16 protein-coding genes are annotated in these 16,270 nt (G+C 58.8%); 13 read left to right on the top strand and 3 right to left on the bottom strand.

Translation table 11 applies throughout. The features are described from left to right. The first annotated feature begins 14 nt into the window (after positions 1–14). The 7 genes from ubiE (at position 15) to tatD (ending at position 5,664) form a co-directional block, all read left to right on the top strand. Positions 15–770 (top strand): bifunctional demethylmenaquinone methyltransferase/2-methoxy-6-polyprenyl-1,4-benzoquinol methylase UbiE, encoded by a 756-nt coding sequence (gene ubiE / locus GKQ23_RS22430; protein ID WP_101506052.1) that lies wholly within the window; start codon positions 15–17, stop codon positions 768–770. Positions 771–782: 12 nt separating this feature from the next. Continuing rightward, positions 783–1,388 carry an SCP2 domain-containing protein gene (locus tag GKQ23_RS22425; protein WP_212411938.1) on the top strand — a complete coding sequence of 202 codons (606 nt, stop codon included), beginning with the start codon at positions 783–785 and terminating at the stop codon, positions 1,386–1,388. Then, positions 1,385–3,022: a ubiquinone biosynthesis regulatory protein kinase UbiB gene (gene ubiB, locus GKQ23_RS22420; protein WP_056234822.1), complete on the top strand. Its 1,638-nt coding sequence runs from the start codon at positions 1,385–1,387 to the stop codon at positions 3,020–3,022. Before GKQ23_RS22425 ends, ubiB begins: the two co-directional genes overlap by 4 nt. Before the next feature lie 118 nt (positions 3,023–3,140). Continuing rightward, positions 3,141–3,392 (top strand): twin-arginine translocase TatA/TatE family subunit, encoded by a 252-nt coding sequence (tatA, locus tag GKQ23_RS22415; protein WP_056234825.1) that lies wholly within the window; start codon positions 3,141–3,143, stop codon positions 3,390–3,392. 3 nt (positions 3,393–3,395) lie between these two features. Beyond that, positions 3,396–4,043, top strand: a complete 648-nt coding sequence (gene tatB, locus GKQ23_RS22410; protein WP_212409466.1) for a Sec-independent protein translocase protein TatB — start codon at positions 3,396–3,398, stop codon at positions 4,041–4,043. A gap of 2 nt (positions 4,044–4,045) precedes the next feature. Further along, entirely contained in the window at positions 4,046–4,807 is a 762-nt protein-coding gene (gene tatC, locus GKQ23_RS22405) for a Sec-independent protein translocase subunit TatC (protein WP_056234828.1), read from the top strand. A 77-nt stretch (positions 4,808–4,884) separates the two neighbouring features. Beyond that, on the top strand, positions 4,885–5,664 hold the full coding sequence (gene tatD, locus GKQ23_RS22400; protein ID WP_056234831.1) for a 3'-5' ssDNA/RNA exonuclease TatD: 780 nt from the start codon (positions 4,885–4,887) through the stop codon (positions 5,662–5,664). A 41-nt stretch (positions 5,665–5,705) separates the two neighbouring features. On the opposite strand, the gene rfaH is transcribed toward tatD, so the two are convergent. Further along, positions 5,706–6,197, bottom strand: coding sequence for a transcription/translation regulatory transformer protein RfaH (gene rfaH / locus GKQ23_RS22395; RefSeq protein ID WP_056234834.1), 492 nt, complete (start codon positions 6,195–6,197; stop codon positions 5,706–5,708). Positions 6,198–6,425: 228 nt separating this feature from the next. On the opposite strand from rfaH, the gene ubiD reads away from it, so the two are divergent. Further along, a complete protein-coding gene (gene ubiD / locus GKQ23_RS22390) occupies positions 6,426–7,910 on the top strand; it encodes a 4-hydroxy-3-polyprenylbenzoate decarboxylase (protein ID WP_212409465.1) in 1,485 nt (494 codons plus the stop codon). A gap of 43 nt (positions 7,911–7,953) precedes the next feature. After that, the gene (gene fre / locus GKQ23_RS22385) at positions 7,954–8,655 is read left to right on the top strand and encodes an NAD(P)H-flavin reductase (protein ID WP_212409464.1); all 702 of its coding nucleotides are present in this window, start codon (positions 7,954–7,956) and stop codon (positions 8,653–8,655) included. A 56-nt stretch (positions 8,656–8,711) separates the two neighbouring features. Here fre and fadA read toward each other — a convergent pair whose 3' ends face one another. Next, positions 8,712–9,875 carry an acetyl-CoA C-acyltransferase FadA gene (gene fadA, locus GKQ23_RS22380; RefSeq protein WP_056234842.1) on the bottom strand — a complete coding sequence of 388 codons (1,164 nt, stop codon included), beginning with the start codon at positions 9,873–9,875 and terminating at the stop codon, positions 8,712–8,714. Positions 9,876–9,885: 10 nt separating this feature from the next. After that, positions 9,886–12,072 (bottom strand): fatty acid oxidation complex subunit alpha FadB, encoded by a 2,187-nt coding sequence (gene fadB, locus GKQ23_RS22375; protein ID WP_212409463.1) that lies wholly within the window; start codon positions 12,070–12,072, stop codon positions 9,886–9,888. 186 nt (positions 12,073–12,258) lie between these two features. Here fadB and pepQ point away from each other — a divergent pair, with 186 nt between their 5' ends. The 4 genes from pepQ to hemG are packed head-to-tail and all read left to right on the top strand — an operon-like array spanning position 12,259 to position 16,226. Further along, a complete protein-coding gene (gene pepQ / locus GKQ23_RS22370) occupies positions 12,259–13,590 on the top strand; it encodes a Xaa-Pro dipeptidase (protein ID WP_212411936.1) in 1,332 nt (443 codons plus the stop codon). Next, positions 13,590–14,201 (top strand): IMPACT family protein, encoded by a 612-nt coding sequence (locus GKQ23_RS22365; RefSeq protein WP_212409462.1) that lies wholly within the window; start codon positions 13,590–13,592, stop codon positions 14,199–14,201. The genes pepQ and GKQ23_RS22365 overlap by 1 nt, the downstream gene beginning before the upstream one ends. Before the next feature lie 28 nt (positions 14,202–14,229). Further along, complete coding sequence (gene trkH, locus GKQ23_RS22360; protein WP_101506049.1) at positions 14,230–15,681, top strand: Trk system potassium transporter TrkH; 1,452 nt, start codon at positions 14,230–14,232, stop codon at positions 15,679–15,681. A gap of 14 nt (positions 15,682–15,695) precedes the next feature. Continuing rightward, positions 15,696–16,226 carry a menaquinone-dependent protoporphyrinogen IX dehydrogenase gene (gene hemG, locus GKQ23_RS22355; protein ID WP_056234875.1) on the top strand — a complete coding sequence of 177 codons (531 nt, stop codon included), beginning with the start codon at positions 15,696–15,698 and terminating at the stop codon, positions 16,224–16,226. Positions 16,227–16,270 lie beyond the last annotated feature (44 nt).

Here is a 16,270-nt window from a genome sequence, read left to right as displayed (position 1 = left end):
AACAGGCAAAACCCATGGCAGATGAATCTAAGGACACCACCGATTTCGGCTATCGCACCGTAGCGAAAAGCGAGAAAGCCGATATGGTGGCGGATGTGTTCCACTCCGTTGCGGCCAAATATGATTTGATGAACGACCTGATGTCGTTCGGCATTCACCGCGTCTGGAAGCGTTTCACCATTGATTGCAGCGGCGTGCGCCGCGGCCAGCGCGTGCTGGATCTGGCGGGCGGCACGGGCGACCTGACGGCGAAATTTTCTCGTCTGGTGGGGGAATCTGGTGAAGTGGTGCTGGCCGATATCAACAGTTCAATGTTGAAAGTAGGCCGCGAGAAGCTGCGTAACCGAGGCATCATTGGCAATGTCAACTACGTGCAGGCCAACGCGGAAGCGCTGCCGTTCCCGGACAACTACTTCGACTGCATCACCATCGCCTTTGGCCTGCGTAACGTGACCGATAAAGACAAGGCGCTGGCCTCGATGTTCCGCGTGCTGAAGCCGGGTGGTCGCCTGCTGGTGCTGGAGTTCTCCAAACCCGTACTGGAGCCGCTGAGCAAAGCCTACGATGCTTACTCCTTCCATATCCTGCCGCGCATCGGTGAGATCGTTGCGAAAGACGCCGGCAGCTACCGCTACCTGGCGGAATCCATCCGTATGCACCCCGATCAGGACACCCTGAAGCAGATGATGATGGACGTTGGCTTTGAAAACACCACTTATCACAATCTGACGGGCGGCATCGTTGCGTTGCACCGTGGATTCAAGTTCTGATCGGGAATGGCTATGACACTAACGCCGCTGTTAACCGCAGGCATGGAGACGGCGCTGAATCGGGTTCTGTATCGCGATCGCGGCCTGAGAGCGGCGCGCCAGCGTCTCACCAGTAAAAGCCTGACTATCGTGCTGACCGAGCTGAAGCAGCCGCTGACCTTCGTGTTCAGCGAACAGCAGGTCGACGTGGTGGGGGAGTGGGCCGGCCCGGCCGACTGCACGGTGACCACCCGACTGACCACGCTGCCAAAGCTGCGCGACCGCCAGCAGCTGACCGCGTTGATCCGTAGCGGTGAGCTGTCCGTTGCCGGTGACCTGCAGCTGGTGCAGCAGTTCTCTGCGCTGCTCGATATGGCCGAACTCGACCCGGCGGAATATCTCGCCCCATGGGTGGGGGATATTGCCGCCCAGGGCATTACGCGCTTTGCACAACGCGGTTTCAGCCTGGTGCGCCGTGATGTGGCCCGCAAGCAACAGTACCTGGCGCAAGCCGTGACCGAGGAGTGGCGCCTGGCGCCGGGCCAGCTTGAACTGGCCTGGTTTGCCGAAGAAGTCGACGCGCTGACCCGCTCGCTGGATGCGCTGGATGCCCGTTTCAGTAAGCTGGAGGAGCAATGACCTTTGGAGAACTTCGCCGTCTCTACCTGATTATCCGGGTGTTTCTGAGTTACGGGCTGGATGAACTGATTCCGCAAACACGCCTGACTCTGCCCCTGCGTCTGTGGCGTAAGTGCCTGTTCTGGCTGCCTAACCGCCATCATGACCTGCCGCTGGGCCAGCGTTTACGCCTGGCACTGGAGCAGCTGGGGCCGGTGTGGATCAAGTTTGGTCAGATGATGTCCACCCGTCGTGACCTGTTCCCGCCGCAGATTGCTGACCAGCTGGCGATGTTACAGGATCGCGTGGCTCCGTTTGACGGTGCCAAGGCGCTGAAGCTGATCGAGCAGTCGCTCGGTGCCCCGATTGACAGCCAGTTTGATGAGTTCGACATTGTCCCGCTGGCCTCTGCCTCTATCGCCCAGGTCCATACGGCTAAACTGAAAAAGAACGGCCGTGAAGTAGTGATTAAGGTGATCCGCCCGGACATCCTGCCGGTCATTAAAGCGGATATGCGGCTGATTTATCGGCTGGCCCGCTGGGTGCCGCGGCTGTTGCCGGACGGGCGGCGTCTGCGCCCGGTTGAAGTGGTGGCGGATTACGAGAAAACGCTGCTGGACGAGCTGAATCTGCTGCGCGAAGCCGCCAACGCTATTCAGCTGCGACGTAACTTTGACGGCAGCCGGATGCTGTACGTGCCGGAAGTTTACTCCGACTATGGCAGCGAAACCATGATGGTGATGGAGCGCATTTACGGCATTCCCATCTCTGATGTGGCAACGCTGGAGCAGCACGGGGTGAATATGAAACTGCTGGCCGAACGCGGCGTGCAGGTGTTCTTTACCCAGGTGTTCCGTGACAGCTTCTTCCACGCCGATATGCACCCGGGTAATATCTTCGTCAGCTACGATCGCCCGGAAGATCCGCAGTATATTGGTATTGACTGTGGCATCGTTGGTTCGCTGAACAAAGAAGACAAACGCTATCTGGCCGAGAACTTTATCGCCTTCTTCAACCGCGATTACCGTAAGGTGGCCGAGCTGCACGTTGACTCCGGCTGGGTGCCGCCGGATACCAACGTGGAAGACTTTGAATTCTCCATACGTACGGTCTGTGAACCGATTTTTGAGAAGCCGCTGGCTGAAATCTCCTTCGGTCATGTGTTGATGAACCTGTTTAACACCGCCCGCCGTTTCAATATGGAAGTGCAGCCGCAGCTGGTGCTACTGCAGAAAACGCTGCTCTACGTCGAGGGCGTGGGCCGCCAGCTCTACCCGCAGCTGGATCTGTGGAAAACGGCCAAGCCGTTCCTCGAGGACTGGATCAAAGATCAGATTGGTATTCCGGCGCTGGTGCGTGCGCTGAAAGATAAAGCGCCGTCATGGGCCGAAAAGTTGCCGGAGCTACCGGAGCTGTTTTATGACAGCCTGCGCCAGCACCGGCATTTGCGCCACAGCGTTGACCGGCTGGCTAATGATTTGAAAGGCGAACGCGTACGCCAGCATCAGTCCCGCTACCTGCTGGGCGTGGGTGCCACCCTGCTGCTCGGTGGTACGGCGATCCTGCTGCTGCGGCCTGAGGCGGAACTGCTGCCGGCGGTGCTGGTTGCCGCCGGACTGGTTGCCTGGCTGGTCGGCTGGCGCAAAACAAATTGATTGTCACGAAAGGTAAATCGGCACTTAATTCCGACTACTAAGGGGTTTGTGAATCGTCAGTGGTACACAGACTGTTATATACTGCGCAACTCGCATCATTTGTCGATATTCAGAGGTCATTATGGGCATTACTCTTCCGCACTTGTTAATCATCGCCGTGCTGGTGGTGCTGCTGTTTGGTACTAAGAAGCTGCGTTCGCTGGGCTCCGATCTGGGTTCGTCCATCAAGGGCTTTAAGAAAGCCATGAGTGATGAAGACGATAAGTCTAAGGACCGTTCCCAGGATGAAGACGCCGACTTCAACGCTCGCCTGGCTGAGAAACAGCCTGGTGAAGTGAAAAAAGAAGACGTTAAGAACGACAAGGTCTGATCCGTGTTCGACATAGGCTTTAGTGAACTGGTACTGGTTTTCGTGATTGGCCTGGTGGTACTGGGGCCGAAACGTCTGCCGGTAGCGGTCAGAACCGTAGTGGGTTGGATCCGCGCGATGCGCTCCCTCGCCAGCAACGTGCAAAACGAACTGGCACAGGAGCTCAAACTGCAGGAGCTGCAGGATGGCCTGAAAAAGATTGAGCAGGCCAGCATGGACAGCCTGTCGCCGGAGCTGAAAGCGTCGGTGGAAGAGCTGAAGCAGACCGCGGAATCAATGAAGCGCAGCTATCTCGGCGAGAACGAAAAAGCCGATGATGAAGCGCACACCATCCACAACCCGCTGGTGAAAAATTCGCAGGACGCCCACGATGGCGTGACCCCGGCTACCGCCGATCACCAGGCCAGCGCTCCGGCTCAGGCACCTGCCTCTGCAGTGCAGCAGGCCAGCGTACCGGTTCAGGCACCTGCCGCCGCTGTGCCGGAGCAGACCCTTGCCACTGATGCAACCGCAGAACCGCTGCCGCAAGCCACACCGTCGCCGCTGGCCGGGCATGATACCGCGCAGAGGCCTGACAGCGCAGTGCGGCTGTCTAAAACCGCTGAGGTTGCCCGTCCAGCCACCCCCACTCAACCGAGCGATGAACGTTAAACATGGCTGTTGAAGATACCCAACCGCTAATCAGTCATCTGATTGAGCTGCGTAAGCGCCTGCTGAACAGCATTATTGCTGTGCTGGTGATATTTCTTTGCCTGATCTACTTTGCCAACGACATTTACCAACTGGTTTCAGCACCGCTGATCAAGCAGCTGCCGGCCGGTGCCAGCATGATCGCCACCGATGTCGCTTCACCCTTTTTTACGCCGATTAAGCTGACCATTATCGTCTCGCTGTTCCTGGCCGTACCGGTGATCCTCTATCAGATCTGGGCGTTTATTGCACCGGCACTTTACCGCCATGAGCGCAGGCTGGTGATGCCGCTGCTGTTTTCCAGTTCATTCCTATTCTATCTCGGCATGGCTTTCGCTTACTTTATCGTCTTCCCGCTGGCGTTTGGCTTCTTTGCTAAAACCGCGCCTGCAGGGGTGCAGATTGCAACTGACATCAACAATTATCTCGACTTTGTGATGACGTTGTTTTTGGCCTTTGGCGTCTCCTTTGAAGTACCGATTGCGATAGTTCTGCTGTGCTGGACCGGTGTGACCACGCCACAGGACCTGCGAGAAAAGCGGCCGTACGTGCTGGTCGGGGCTTTTGTGGTGGGGATGCTGCTGACGCCGCCGGATATCTTCTCGCAGACGCTGCTGGCGATACCGATGTACTGCCTGTTTGAAGTCGGCATCCTGTGCTCGCGTTTCTACGTCGGTAAGAACCGTCGTGAAGAGGATGAAGAGCAGGAAGACCAGCCGGATTAATGGCGGTGCCCGGCTGCTCCGGCAGAACAGACCCTTAACTAACCGCCCGTCAGGGCGGTTATCGTTTGGAAAAGACTATGTTTGATATTGGTGTAAACCTGACCAGCACCCAGTTTGCGAAAGACCGTGAACAGGTGATAAAGCGCGCCCGCGAGGCAGGCGTCACCGGCATGTTAATTACCGGTACCAACGCGCTGGAGAGCCAGCAGGCACAGAGCCTGGCACGCCAGCATCCTGACTACTGCTGGTCGACGGCGGGGGTGCATCCGCATCACGCCAGTGAATGGTCGGCAGAAACCGCCGGTACCTTAAAGCGGCTGGCGGAGAGCCCACAGGTGGTGGCGATCGGCGAGTGCGGCCTGGACTTTAACCGTAACTTCTCCGAGCCTGAGCAGCAGGCCTACGCGTTTGAGGCCCAGCTGGCGCTGGCCGTCGAGCTCGGCCTGCCGGTATTCCTGCACTGTCGGGAAGCGCATGACCGTTTTGTTGAGATCCTGGCACCCTGGCTACCGCAGCTGCCAGCCGCGGTGCTGCACTGCTTTACCGGGACGCGCGCAGAGCTTGAAGCCTGCCTGGCGCTGGGGCTGTCGATCGGCATTACCGGCTGGGTCTGCGATGAGCGGCGCGGCCAGGAGCTGCGTGAACTGATGCCGCTGATCCCGGCAGAGCGGCTGTTGCTTGAGACCGATGCGCCCTGGCTGCTGCCGCGCGATATGCGTCCGCGTCCCGCTTCGCGGCGTAATGAGCCCTGCTTCCTGCCGCATATCGTGCAGCAGGTGGCGCTGTTACGGGGTGAAGAGACCAGTGAGCTGGGTGGGATCACCGCTGATAATGCGCGGCGGTTATTCCGTCTGTAGTCAGATTAGCCAGGTTCGTGTGGCTGCGGGTGAGCCGGCGGTTAAATCTTCTGGAACTGCCGGTTACCAATGCTGCGTACCACCTGCTTGTTAAGCAGGTTTAGCAGCAGCATGGAGCGGGCCTCGCCGTCTGGTTCGCTAAAGATCGCCTGTAACCCCTCAAAGGCTCCCGAGGTGATCAGCACCGTATCTCCAGGCTGCGGCAGCTCCGCATCGGGCAGGACTTCATGCAGCGGCCGATCCTGCAGCGCTTCAATCACCCCGACCGGCACCTGCGCCGGCTGATTGCCAAAGCGGATGAAATGGCTGACCCCACGCGTGGCGCTGATGGTGGTGGTATGAATAGATTCCGGGTCGAATTCAATAAACAGATAGTTAGGAAACAGAGGTTCACTGACCTCGGTGACTTTGCCGCGCACCGTTTTTTCCATCGCGATCATCGGGCTGAGGCAATGCACCGCCTGGCGCTCAAGATGCTCTTTCGCGCGTAGCAGCTGGCCTCGTTTGCAGTAAAGAAGATACCAGGATTCCATAACGTCACTTTCTAATTATCTGGACGTTCAGAATAGCAAAGTCACTAACAGAGAGATAGCGCGATCGGCGCGCCAGTCGCGGTTTTCAGGCCTTTCCCATGGTGTAAACCCGCCGTGCATTCCAGAGAGAATTGACGTCTTCTGCCGCCCGATGGGTGCACTTTTCCCTGCATTTGAGGCTGAACGGCATTATAATGGCCGCCACACTGACCGTTCTGATGGAAAGTCATGAAATACCACGACTTACGCGACTTCCTTGCCCTGCTTGAACAGCGTGGGGAATTAAAACGTATCAAACATGAGATCGATCCCGATCTGGAAATGACTGAGATTGCTGACCGCACCCTGCGTGCCGGTGGCCCGGCGCTGCTGTTCGAAAACCCAAAAGGTTATGACATGCCGGTGCTGTGTAACCTGTTTGGCACCCCTGACCGGGTGGCGCTGGGCATGGGCCAGGAAGATGTTAAAGCGTTGCGTGATGTTGGCCGGCTGCTGGCCTTCCTGAAAGAGCCGGAGCCGCCGCGCGGGTTCCGCGACTTCTTTGACAAAATGCCGCAGTGGAAGCAGGTGCTCAATATGCCGACCAAACGGCTGCGCAACGCCCCGTGTCAGGATGAGATCTGGCAGGGCGACGAGGTCGATCTGAGCCGTATCCCGGTCATGAAGTGCTGGCCTGGCGACGCCGCTCCGCTGATAACATGGGGATTGACCGTAACGCGCGGGCCGCTGAAAGAGCGCCAGAATCTGGGCATCTATCGTCAGCAGGTGATTGGCAAAAACAAGCTGATTATGCGCTGGCTCTCCCACCGCGGCGGTGCGCTGGATTTCCAGGAGTGGTGTCAGCAGCATCCCGGAGAACGCTTCCCGGTCTCCGTGGCGCTCGGGGCTGACCCGGCGACCATTCTCGGGGCGGTTACGCCGGTGCCGGACACGCTGTCAGAGTACGCTTTTGCGGGCCTGCTGCGCGGGACTAAAACCGAAGTGGTAAAATGCATCTCCAACGACCTTGAAGTGCCGGCCAGCGCGGAGATCGTGCTGGAAGGCTATATTGAGCCCGGTGAGATGGCGCCTGAAGGTCCTTATGGCGACCATACCGGCTACTATAATGAGGTGGACAGCTTCCCGGTTTTCACCATTACGCACATCACCCAACGGCGTAATGCGATTTACCACTCCACCTACACCGGCCGGCCGCCGGATGAACCGGCGGTGCTGGGCGTGGCACTGAATGAAGTTTTCGTGCCGATCTTACAGAAGCAGTTCCCGGAAATTGTCGACTTCTACCTGCCGCCGGAAGGCTGCTCATACCGGCTGGCGGTGGTGACGATCAAGAAACAGTATGCCGGGCATGCCAAACGCGTGATGATGGGCGTCTGGTCGTTCCTGCGTCAGTTTATGTACACCAAATTTGTGATTGTGTGCGACGATGATGTCAACGCACGCGACTGGAATGATGTAATCTGGGCGATCACCACACGAATGGATCCGGCAAGGGATACCGTTCTGGTTGAGAATACGCCGATTGATTACCTCGATTTCGCTTCTCCGGTGTCGGGCCTTGGCTCCAAAATGGGGCTGGACGCGACCAATAAATGGCCGGGCGAAACGCAGCGCGAATGGGGCACCCCGATCCGTAAGGATCCGGCGGTTACCGCCCGCATTGATGCTATATGGGATGAGCTGGGAATTTTAAGTGACACGCCGGCGCGCTGACGCGCCGGGTCAAATGATAATGACGACCCGACAGAGGGAACGCATGACAATCTTAAGCTGTAAAGTGACCTCGGTAGAGGCGATTACCGATACCGTATACCGAGTCCGTATGATCCCTGAAGCGGATTTTAGCTTCAAAGCCGGGCAGTACCTGATGGTGATCATGGATGAAAATGATAAGCGTCCATTCTCACTGGCCTCCACGCCGATGGAAAAAGAGATCATCGAGCTGCATATTGGTGCCTCTGAGCTGAACCTCTACGCTATGGCGGTGATGGAACGTATTCAACAGCAGCGGCAGATTACCGTGGATATTCCCCACGGTGACGCCTGGCTGCGTGAGGAGGGCGACCGTCCTCTGGTGCTGATCGCCGGCGGTACCGGTTTCTCCTACGCCCGTTCGATCCTGCTGACCGCGCTGTCCCAGCAGCCTGACCGCCATATCGCCATCTACTGGGGCGGGCGCGAGCTGAAACACCTGTATGATCTGGAAGAGCTGAACGCGCTGGCGATCAAGCATCCAAACCTGAAGGTGGTGCCGGTGGTTGAGCAGCCGGAAGCGGGTTATACCGGACGCAACGGCACCGTGCTGACGGCCGTCATGCAGGATTACGGCAGCCTGGCAGATCATGACATCTATATTGCCGGCCGTTTTGAGATGGCGAAGATTGCCCGTGAGCGTTTCTGTGCGGAACGTGGCGCGCAGGAAGCGCGGATGTTTGGCGATGCGTTTGCCTTCATCTGATCAAAAATGCCGCCCCCGATCGGGGGCGGTGTAACGCGTCTTCTGCCTGCTACGGCTTACGGACGTTCGAATACCGTCGCGATGCCCTGGCCGAGGCCGATGCACATCGTTGCCAGACCAAACTGCGCGTCGCGCCGCTCCATCAGGTTGAGCAGCGTGGTGCTGATGCGGGCACCGGAGCAGCCGAGCGGATGGCCCAGCGCAATGGCCCCCCCATTCAGGTTCACCTTCTCTTCTGTCTTCTCCATCAGCCCGAGATCCTTTATGCAAGGCAGTACCTGAGCGGCAAAGGCTTCGTTCAGTTCAAACAGGTCAATATCGTCTGCCGTCAGGCCGGCGCGTTTCAACGCCAGCTGCGACGCGGGCACCGGGCCGTAGCCCATAATCGACGGATCGCAGCCGACCACTGCCATGGCGCGGATGCGTGCCCGCGGCGTCAGGCCCAGTTCCCGGGCGCGTGACTCGCTCATCACCAGCATCGCCGCCGCGCCGTCGGACAGCGCTGAGCTGCTGCCCGCCGTGACGCTGCCGTTAACCGGATCGAACGCCGGACGCAGCGCCGCCAGACTTTCCAGACGGGTATCCGGGCGGATCACTTCGTCACGGTCATAGCAGGTCAGCCCACCGTCGGCATTGTGTCCGTTAGTGGCGACAATCTCGCTGGCGAAATGCCCGGCTTCGGTGGCGGCCCAGGCCCGCTGGTGCGAACGTGCGGCAAAGCGATCCTGCATTTCACGGCTGATGCCGTGCATGCGGGCCAGCATTTCAGCGGTCAGACCCATCATCCCCGCCGCTTTCGCCACGCTGCGCCCCAGCCCCGGGTGGAAATCCACCCCATGGTTCATCGGCACATGGCCCATATGCTCTACGCCGCCGATCAGGCAGGCACGCGCATCGCCGACCATAATGGCGCGGGCGGCGTCATGCAGCGCCTGCATAGAGGAACCGCACAGGCGATTCACCGTGGTGGCCGGCACCCGGTGGGGGATGTCGGCCAGCAGCGCCGCGTTGCGGGCAATGTTAAACCCCTGCTCCAGCGTCTGCTGAACGCAGCCCCAGTAAATATCATCCAGTTCGGCGGCCGCCAGCGCCGGATTACGCAACAGCAGGCTGCGCATCAGGTGGGCGGAAAGATCCTCGGCCCGCACGTGGCGGAAGGCACCACCTTTAGAGCGGCCCATCGGCGTGCGGATGGCATCAACAATTACGACATTTTCCATATTGCGCTCCTCACGCCGTTTTCAGAATGGCATCACCCGCTGGGGTGGCCTGTGGGTACCAGCTTGCGGCACTGGCGGCTTTGTCGGCCAGGCTCTGCGGGATGTGATACAGCGGACCCAGTGCGTGGAAGGCTTCTGCCTCTGCCACCACGCGGTCGCTGCCCAGCGTATCCAGATAGCGGAACACGCCACCACGGAATGGCGGGAAGCCCAGCCCGTAAACCAGCGCCATATCGGCTTCTGCCACGCTGGCGATGATGCCTTCTTCCAGGCAACGCACCACTTCGTTGATCATCGGGATCATCATGCGGCTGACGATCTCCTCGTCGCTAAAGGATCGTGCAGATGCCACCACCGTTTGCAGCAGCATATCGATTCCGTCGTCAGCGACCTTTTTCGTTTTACCCTTTGCATCGGTTTCCCAGCGCCAGAAGCCGAGCTGGTTCTTCTGGCCGTAACGCCCGGCATCAAACAGCACGTCGATGGCATCGCGATCGGTTTTCTTCATTCGAGCCGGGAAACCATCGGCCATCACCTGCTGGGCGTGATGCGCGGTATCAATCCCTACCACGTCCAGCAGCCACGACGGCCCCATCGGCCAGCCGAAGCGTTTTTCCATTACCCGGTCGATCTGGCGAAAATCCGCTCCGTCCCGGAGCAGCAGGCTGAATGCGGCAAAGTAGGGGAACAGCACCCGGTTCACGAAGAAGCCGGGGCAGTCATTGACTACGATCGGGGTTTTTCCCATCTGGCTGGCCCACGCCATCACGGTGGCGATGGTCCTGTCGGCGGTTTTACTGCCGCGGATCACCTCCACCAGTGGCATACGCGGTACCGGATTGAAAAAGTGCATGCCGCAGAAATTTTCCGGACGCTGCAGTGAACCGGCCAGCAGGCTGATGGGAATGGTGGAGGTGTTGGACGCCAGAATCGCGTCCGGGCGCAGCTGTGCCTCAGTCTCCTGCAGCACCGCCGCTTTGATTTTCGGGTTCTCCACCACCGCCTCCACCACCACGTCCACCCGGTCGAAACCGGCGTAGTTCAGCGTCGGCTGAATGGCTCCGATCACGCTGGCCAGCTTCAGGCCGTCGATGCGGCCGCGCTCCAGCTGTTTAGTCGACAGCTTCGCGGCTTCACCCATGCCCAGCGCCAGCGCTTTCTCACTGATGTCCTTCATCAGCACCGGCACGCCTTTCCAGGCAGACTGCCAGGCGATACCGCCCCCCATAATGCCGGCACCGAGCACGGCAGCACGTTGTGGCACCACCACGTCACGGGTCAGCTGGCGGGCTTTAGCTTTCAGCGCCTGCTCGTTAAGGAAGATGCCTACCAGTGCACGGGCCTCTGGTGAACGCGCCAGCGGGACAAACGCCGCCGTTTCCAGCGCCAGCGCCTGTTCACGCCCCATACCGGCGGCAGCCTCAATGGTTTTCACCGCGGTAAGCGGGGCGGGGTAGTGTTTACCGGCGGTTTGCTGCACCATCGCTTTGGCGGTGGTAAAGCTCATCGCCGCCTCAATTCTGCTCAGTTTCAGCGGCTGCAGTTTACACTGCCGCTTTTCACGCCACGCCTGCCTGCCGTCGATCGCTTCGTTCAGTAGCGCGATTGCCGCCGTCTGCAGCTTCTCTGGTGCGACGATGGCATCGATCAGCCCGATTTTTAGCGCCTGTGGCGCATCGACATCTTTTCCGGCGGCGATAATCTCCAGCGCGCCGTCGGCACCCAGCAGACGGGGCAGGCGCACCGAACCGCCAAAGCCGGGCATGATCCCAAGCCGGGTTTCCGGCAGGCCGATGCGCAGGTCGGCGCTGGCGATACGGTAGTCGGTCGCCAGCACGCACTCGCAGCCGCCGCCCAGCGCATAGCCGCTGATGGCCGAGACGGTCGGCACCGGCAGGTCTTCCAGTCGGTTGAAGATGCTGTTGGCGAAGCCCAGCCAGTCGGTCAGTTTTTGCGCCGGTGCGGCGAACAGCGAGAGAAATTCGGTAATGTCGGCCCCGACGATAAAGGCGGGTTTGGCCGAGCGCAGCAGCAGGCCGCGCAGCGCCGGCTGCTGCTCCAGCACGGCAATCGCCTCGCCGAGGCTGGCAACGGTGCGGGTATCAAGCTTATTCACTGAACCGGGGGCATCAAAAACCAGCTCGGCGATGCCGTCCGCCAGCCAGTTGAGGGTAAGTGTTTCGCCTTGGTAGAGCATGTCTGTCTCCTGAGCCACGATGGAATGAACTGGTCATACCAGATGTCAATCAGTGTGGGAGCTATGTTAAATATTTGCAAACAGCACTTTGCTTTTTTGCAAACAAGATCACAGCCACCGCATAACGCCATCCCTTCCGAGGCTGTGCTAAAATGCCCTCAATTTCGCCAACACGGAGACAGGATGATGGAATCGCTGGTCACGCTCTATCAGGAGCATGTTAAAACGCTGCAGCAGCGCGCGCAGCAGGTGCTGGCGCGTCATAAGCTTGATGCGATGTTGATCCATTCCGGGGAGCTGCTGACGGTCTTCCTTGACGATCATACCTACCCGTTTAAGGTCAACCCGCAGTTTAAAGCCTGGGTGCCGGTGACCAGCGTGCCGAACTGCTGGTTATGGGTGGACGGTGTGAATAAGCCGAAACTGTGGTTCTACTCTCCGGTGGACTACTGGCATAACGTTGAGCCATTACCCCGCAGCTTCTGGACCGATGAGATTGAGGTGGTCGGGCTGAAGAGTGTGGATGAGATCGCGCAGCTGCTGCCGGCCAGCCGACAGAACGTCGCCTACATCGGGCCGGTACCCTCACGCGCCAGCGCGCTGGGCTTCAGCAGCGGACAGATCAACCCGCAGGGGGTGATCGACTATCTGCACTATCATCGCGCTTACAAAACTCACTACGAGCTGTACTGCCTGCGTCAGGCGCAGAAAATTGCGGTTAACGGCCATCGCGCGGCTAAAGAGGCGTTTTTGTCGGGGCTGAGCGAGTTCGATATCAATAATGCCTATCTCAGCGCCACCGGGCACCGTGATACTGACGTCCCTTACGGCAATATTATTGCTCTCAACGAGCACGCCGCCGTGCTGCACTACACCAGACTCGATCATCAGCCGCCGGAAAAACGTCGCAGTTTTCTGATTGATGCGGGTGCTGAGTATCACGGTTACGCGGCGGACCTGACCCGCAGCTATGCCGCCAGCGAGGGCAGCGACTACGCGCAGCTGGTAAAAGACATGAATGCGGAAGAGCTGGCGCTGGTGGGCACCCTGAAAGCCGGCGTGCGCTATACCGACTATCACCAGCAGATGCACTTTCGTCTGGCCAGCCTGCTGCTGAAGCATCAGCTGGTGAAGAACATCAGCGCAGAAGCGATGGTTAAAGAAGATCTGACCGGGCCGTTTATGCCGCACGGCATCGGGCATCCCCTTGGCCTGCAGGTCCATGACGTCGCCGGCTTTATGCAGGACGAGGGCGGTACGCATCTGGCCGCACCTCAGCAGTACCCGTATCTGCGCTGCACCCGCATGCTGGAGCCGCGCATGGTGCTGACCATTGAACCCGGCATCTATTTCATTGATTCCCTGCTGGCACCGTGGCGGGCGGGCAAGTTCAGCCACCATTTCGACTGGACGAAAATTGATGCGCTCAAGCCGTATGGGGGCATCCGCATCGAGGATAACGTGGTTATCCATGCCGGCAGCATCGAAAATATGACCCGCGACCTGCATCTCGCCTGATGGATGCCTGGGATATTCCGGCTGAGTCGTTCAGCTTCAGCGAGGAGATTAAGAAAAGCCGCTTTATCACCCTGCTGGCCCACACCGATGGCGTCGAGGCGGCGCGGGCGTTTGTTCAGCAGGTAAAACTGGCGCACCCGACGGCGCGCCATCACTGCTGGGCGTGGGTAGCGGGCGCGCCGGACGACTCACAGCAGCTCGGCTTCTCCGACGATGGTGAACCTTCCGGTACGGCGGGCAAGCCGATGCTGGCGCAGTTGATGGGCAGTCAGATTGGTGAGATCGCGGCGGTGGTAGTGCGTTACTATGGCGGCATTCAGTTGGGAACCGGCGGGCTGGTGAAAGCCTATGGCGGTGGCGTCCAGCAGGCGTTGCGGGCGTTATCGCGTCGGGTGAAGGTGCCGATGCTGCCGTTTCGGGTGATCTGCGACTATGCCCAGCTGGCTGACGTTGAGCGGCTGGCCAGCCGGTTTGACGGACAGATCGTCAGCAGTGAATTTCTGCACAATGTCATCGTCACGCTGGCGCTGCCGCAGGCCCGGGTAGTAGGCTTCAGGCAAAACTTGTCGGATATGAGCCGGGGCGCGTTACAACTCCTCCCGCTTGATTAATCGTTTATTGTAGGAAAGGAACGGCAGCATGCATCTTCGTGCCATTACCCGCATCGTGGGTTTACTGGTTATTTTATTCTCCGGCACGATGATCGTGCCCGGGCTGGTCGCGCTGATTTACCGTGACGGGGCCGGACGGGCATTCACCCAGACCTTCTTTATGGCGCTGATGATCGGCACGCTGTTATGGTGGCCGAACCGCAAGCAGAAGCGCGAGCTGAAGCCGCGGGAAGGATTTCTGATCGTGGTGCTGTTCTGGACGGTGCTGGGCAGCGTGGGGGCGATGCCGTTTATTTTTGCCGAACAGCCGAACCTCTCGCTGACCGATGCCTTCTTTGAGTCATTTTCCGGGCTGACCACCACCGGGGCGACTACGCTGGTGGGGCTGGATTCACTGCCCAAAGCGATTCTGTTTTACCGACAGATGCTGCAGTGGCTGGGCGGCATGGGGATCATCGTGCTGGCGGTAGCGATTTTGCCTATTCTGGGGGTCGGGGGCATGCAGCTCTATCGTGCTGAAATGCCCGGGCCGCTGAAGGATAATAAAATGCGGCCGCGTATCGCCGAAACCGCCAAGACGCTGTGGCTGATCTACGTTTTACTCACCGTTGCCTGCGCGGTCTCGCTCTGGGTGGCGGGTATGTCACTGTTTGATGCGATCGGCCACAGCTTTGCCACCATCGCCATCGGTGGCTTTTCAACCCATGATGCCAGCATCGGCTATTTTAACAGCCCGACGATTAACACTATCATCGCCATCTTCCTGCTGATCTCCGGCTGTAACTACGGTCTGCACTTCTCATTACTTAGCGGGCGTAATCTGCGCGTCTACTGGCGGGACCCGGAGTTCCGCATGTTTATTGGCGTGCAGCTGACGCTGGTAATCGTCTGTACCCTGGTGCTTTATTTCCATGACGTCTATAAAACGGGGATGCAGACGCTGAACCAGGCGTTTTTCCAGGTGGTGTCGATGGCGACCACTGCCGGCTTCACCACCGACAGTATCGCCAACTGGCCGCTGTTCCTGCCGGTGCTGCTGCTCTGCTCGGCGTTTATCGGCGGTTGTGCCGGTTCCACCGGCGGTGGATTGAAGGTGATCCGCATTCTGCTGCTGTTCAAGCAGGGTTCCCGCGAACTGAAAAGGTTGGTTCACCCCAATGCCGTCTATACCATCAAGCTTGGTACCCGTGCGTTGCCCGAGCGTATTCTTGAAGCCGTATGGGGATTCTTCTCCGCCTACGCGCTGGTGTTTATTCTGAGTATGCTGGCGATCATTGCTACCGGCGTGGATGACTTCTCTGCTTTTGCGGCGGTGGTGGCCACGCTGAACAATCTCGGGCCGGGCCTGGGCGTAGTGGCCGACAACTTTACTTCGATGAACGATGCAGCCAAGTGGATCCTGATTTTAACGATGCTTTTCGGGCGTCTTGAAGTCTTTACCCTGTTAGTGTTGTTTACGCCGACCTTCTGGCGTGAATAAGTGAGAGTGAAATGATGAAAGCGTTAATCCTCTATTCCAGCCGTGACGGCCAGACCCGTGAGATCGCCACCTGTATTGCCAGCGCGCTTAAACAGCAGCAGGAGTGTGACGTGGTTAATCTGCATCATATGCAGCAGCCCGACTGGGCGCAGTACGACCGGGTGCTGATCGGTGCTTCCATTCGCTACGGCCATTTTCAGCCGCAGGTTGAGAAGTTTGTCAAAATGCACGGTAATGAACTGCAGGCTCGGGTAAGCGGCTTCTTTTCCGTAAACCTCACCGCGCGTAAAGCAGAGAAGCGTACGCCGCAGACCAATCCTTATACCCGTAAGTTTCTGCTGCGCTCACCCTGGGAACCTGACTGCTGCGCCGTTTTTGCCGGGGCGCTGCGTTATCCACGCTATGGACTGTTTGACCGGGTAATGATTCAGCTGATTATGCGAATGACCGGCGGTGAAACGGATAGCAGTAAAGAAGTAGAGTATACGGACTGGGAACAGGTGACCCGTTTTGCCCAGGAATTTGCTGATTTACCGAGCAAATAGCGGTGAAAACAGACGCTTCGTTGAAAAAAAGCGCTGTCAGCGTT

Origin of the sequence: Erwinia sp. E602, from assembly GCF_018141005.1 — a bacterium.
Lineage (GTDB): Bacteria > Pseudomonadota > Gammaproteobacteria > Enterobacterales > Enterobacteriaceae > Erwinia.
The sequence above is the reverse complement of the archived record's forward strand: the minus strand, read 5'-3'. Positions and strand labels throughout refer to the sequence as shown.